Source organism: Dietzia sp. DQ11-38-2, assembly GCF_014145055.1.
In the GTDB taxonomy this organism is placed as follows: Bacteria; Actinomycetota; Actinomycetes; order Mycobacteriales; family Mycobacteriaceae; genus Dietzia.
The window spans coordinates 1,059-4,789 of record NZ_JAALDW010000471.1 but is presented as its reverse complement, the minus strand read 5'-3'; the positions used below and the strand labels follow the sequence as shown (position 1 = coordinate 4,789).

Genomic DNA, 3,731 nt, shown 5'->3' with positions numbered 1-3,731 from the left:
GGCTGGTGGCTCTCGGACCGTGGGCTGCCCACCGGACCGGACGGACCGCTGCCCGGCCCGGCCGAGCCGGAACTGACCCAGCCCGCGGACTGCCCCGACGTGCAGATGATCGCCGTACCGGGGACCTGGGAGAGCAGCCCGACCGACGACCCGTACGCGCCGGCCTTCCTGCCCAACGCCCTGCTCAGGACGATCACCGATCCGCTGTCGGAGCAGTACCCCACCGAACGCCTGGAGGTCTTCACGGTCCCCTACGTGGCACAGTTCCGGAACCCGCAGCGCCCGGACGAGATCACCTACGACCAGAGCCGGGCCGAGGGCACGGATCGTGCGCGCGCCGAGCTGGCGGCGGTGCACGACCGTTGCCCGTACACCTCCTACATCCTCCTCGGCTTCTCGCAGGGCGCGGTGATCGCCGGCGATCTCACCAGCGAGATCGGCACCGGCAACGGACCGGTGCCGGCCGACCTGGTCCGGGGGTCGGTGCTCATCGCCGACGGGCGGCGGCTGCCCGGTGAGGGGCAGTCGCCGGGACTGTCGCCGGGGACGGGTCAGGGCATGGAGATCTCGCTCCAGCCGGTCACGGGATTCACCCAGCTCATCGCGGGCGCCACCATGACGGGCCCCCGGCCCGGTGGCTTCGGGGAACTCGCTGACCGCACCGCCCAGATCTGCGATTCGCGGGACCTCATCTGCAACGCCCCGCTCAACGTGGTGGACGGCGCGGCCCGGTTCCAGGAGTTCGTCGCCAACAACGCCATCCACGCCATGTACGCGACCAACCCGGACGTGATCATGGGGACGACGGTCCCGGAGTGGACCATCGGTCACGTTCGCGAGCTCGTCGACTCCGCACCGGAGATCGCCCACGACTGACGGGCCGACCGAGTACCGTGCATGGGCGCGACACGCCTGCCAGGGTCGGGGATTCGGAGTTCGGATGTGCGCGAGGGCACGCTGTAAGATCGACCAAGCTTGTCGCCCGGTATGTCCGAGGTCGGCGACGTCGGCCATCCAGTCATCGGTTCGGAACGGAGCAACGTGGAGTTCGAGCAGTACCACGACGCCAGCGGGGCGATCGTCATCCCTGATCGCACCACCCTGGTCGACTTCGTCGAAGCCAACGTCTCCGCAGCGCGCCGGGACCCCGCGGCGGACGGCCTCATCTACCGATATATCGACTACTCGTCGTCGCGGCAGGGTGAGGTCTCCGAACTGTCGTGGTCGGACTTCGGTGACCGGCTCTACGCGATCGCCGCACGACTGCAGCAGGTGGCCGCGCGGGGAGACCGGGTGGCGATCCTCGCGCCACAGGGGCTCGACTACATCGTCTCCTTCTTCGCCGCCATCCACGCCGGCCTCACCGCCGTCCCGCTGTTCGATCCGGACGAACCCGGGCACCATGACCGTCTCCACGCCGTCCTCGGGGACTGCACCCCGTCCGTCATCCTCACGTCGACCGAGTCGGCGGCCGGCGTCCGCAAGCTCTTCCGCGATCTGCCCGCCCGTGAGCGCCCCCGCACGGTCGCCGTCGACGCGATCCCGACCGAACTCGGCTCGGGCTGGTCCCGGCCCGACCTCGGGGCGGACGACATCGCCTACCTGCAGTACACCTCGGGATCGACCCGCGTCCCCGCAGGCGTCGAGATCACGCATCGCAACGTCGTCACCAACGTCATGCAGCTCTTCGACGGGCTGGGTCTGACCCGCGCCTCCCGCGGCGTCACCTGGCTCCCGCTGTTCCACGACATGGGACTGCTCACCGTGATCCTGCCCGCGATGGGCGGTGCGACCATCACCGTCATGAGCCCCCGGGCCTTCGTGCAGCGGCCCGGACGCTGGGTCACCCAGCTCGGTGCGATGTCCGACGGCGACGGCGTGTTCGCCGCGGCACCCAACTTCGCGTTCGAGCACGCCGCCCGCCGTGGCCTTCCCCGGGAGGGCGAGTCGCTCGACCTGTCCGGCGTCACCAGCATCATCAACGGATCCGAGCCGGTCACCCCCGCCTCGATGCGCGCGTTCAACGAGGCGTTCGCCCCGTACGGGCTCGCTCCGACCGCCATCAAGCCCTCCTACGGCATGGCGGAGGCGACACTCTTCGTCTCCTCGCCCCGTAAGGACGACGAGGCGATCGTCATCCACGTGGACCGGGATGACCTCAACAAGGGCGTCATGACCGTCCTGGACCCCGACTCGGTGGAGGGGAACGAGGACGCCATCCCGCAGGTGGCGTGCGGGTACGTGGCGCCCAGCCAGTGGGCGGTCATCGTCGACCCGGGAATCGACGGGGCGACGGGCGAGCACGACGGAACCGGCCGTGAGCTCCCCGAGGGGCGGGTCGGTGAGATCTGGCTGCACGGTACGAACGTGGGGCAGGCCTACTGGGGCCGACCGGAGGAGTCCGAGGCCACCTTCGGCAACAGGCTCACCGAGCGCCTGGCGGAGAACTCGAAGACCGTGCGCGAGTTCGGCACCGTCCCCGAGGACGCGCGATGGCTCCGCACGGGCGACTTCGGTGCCTACGTGGACGGTCAGCTGTACATCACCGGGCGGGTCAAGGACCTCGTGATCGTCGCGGGGCGCAACCACTACCCGCAGGATCTCGAGAACACCGCGCAGGACGCCTCCTCCTCCCTGCGCCCGGGCTTCGTGGCCGCGTTCTCCGTGCCCGCCAACCAACTCCCGATCGAGGCCCGTAACGGCGCCGTCATCCCCGCCGATGACTCCTCGGAGACCCTCGTCGTGGTCGGGGAGCGCGCGCCCGGTGCGGGCAAGGCGGATCCCGGACCCATCGCCGACGCCGTCCGTTCGGCGATCTCGGCGAGGCACGGTGTCACGGCCCAGGACGTGATCCTGGTCCCCGCCGGGTCCATCCCCCGTACCTCGAGCGGCAAGATCGCCCGCCGCGCCTGCAAGGCCGCCTACGTCGACGGGACGTTGCGGGGAGGCCACCAGCAGACGGCGTTCCCCGACGAGCCGACGGAGTAGTTCCCGGACCGGTTCACGGCACCACACGTGCGCGGCGGCGACGGGCGAGCACACCGGACGAGACCCGATCGAAAGGCGATCCCCACGATGGCACAGAGCGAGATGACGGTAGTAGAGCTCCGCGACTGGTTACGGGGGTGGGTCTCACGGGCCACCGGACTCGACGGCGCCAAGGTGACCGACGACCGTTCTCTCGAGGAGTTCGGACTGTCCTCCCGCGACGCGGTGACGCTCTCGGCGGATCTCGAGGACCTCCTCGGACGACCACTGGACGCCACGGTGGCGTACCAGCACCCCACCATCGCCTCCCTCGCCGAGTACGTGGTCAACGGCCCGGCCGAGATCGAGGAGCCGGCCGATCTGCACACCTTCCGTCACCGCGGGGCGGGCATGGAGTTCGACGTCGCCGTCATCGGGTTCGCCACGCGGTTCCCGGGCGGTGCGGATTCGCCCGAGGCCACGTGGGAGCTGCTGTCCGAGGGCCGGGACGCGACCAGCCCGCGCCCGGCGACCCGCTGGTCCGAGTGGGCGGGCGACGCCTACGTGCAGCAGGTCCTGGCCGAGGCACCGGACCGGGGCGGGTGGCTCGACGACGCGGAGGTGCGCGACTTCGACGCCGAGTTCTTCGGCATGAGCCCGCGCGAGGCGGAGATGGTGGACCCGCAGCAGCGGTTGGCGCTCGAGCTCACCTGGGAGGCCCTCGAGCACGCGCACCTGCCGGCGAGCGATCTCAAGGGCCACGA

The 3,731-nt window shown here is 70.5% G+C and carries 3 protein-coding genes; all 3 read left to right on the top strand.

The window, feature by feature from the left end; genetic code table 11:
• Nucleotides 1-876, top strand: an 876-nt coding sequence (locus G6026_RS14780) for a cutinase family protein (protein WP_182613623.1), incomplete at its 5' end; no start/stop codon positions are given.
• Between the two features lie 111 nt (nt 877-987).
• Nucleotides 988-2,988: a long-chain-fatty-acid--AMP ligase FadD32 gene (gene fadD32 / locus G6026_RS14775; protein WP_107755467.1), complete on the top strand. Its 2,001-nt coding sequence runs from the start codon at nt 988-990 to the stop codon at nt 2,986-2,988.
• Nucleotides 2,989-3,075: 87 nt separating this feature from the next.
• Nucleotides 3,076-3,731, top strand: a 656-nt coding sequence (locus G6026_RS17580; RefSeq protein WP_241728110.1) for a beta-ketoacyl synthase N-terminal-like domain-containing protein, incomplete at its 3' end; no start/stop codon positions are given.

Bases quoted from the DNA above. Each gene is read 5' to 3' on its own strand.
- fadD32 (WP_107755467.1), top strand. From the start codon at position 988: ATGTCCGAGGTCGGCGACGTCGGCCATCCAGTCATCGGTTCGGAACGG.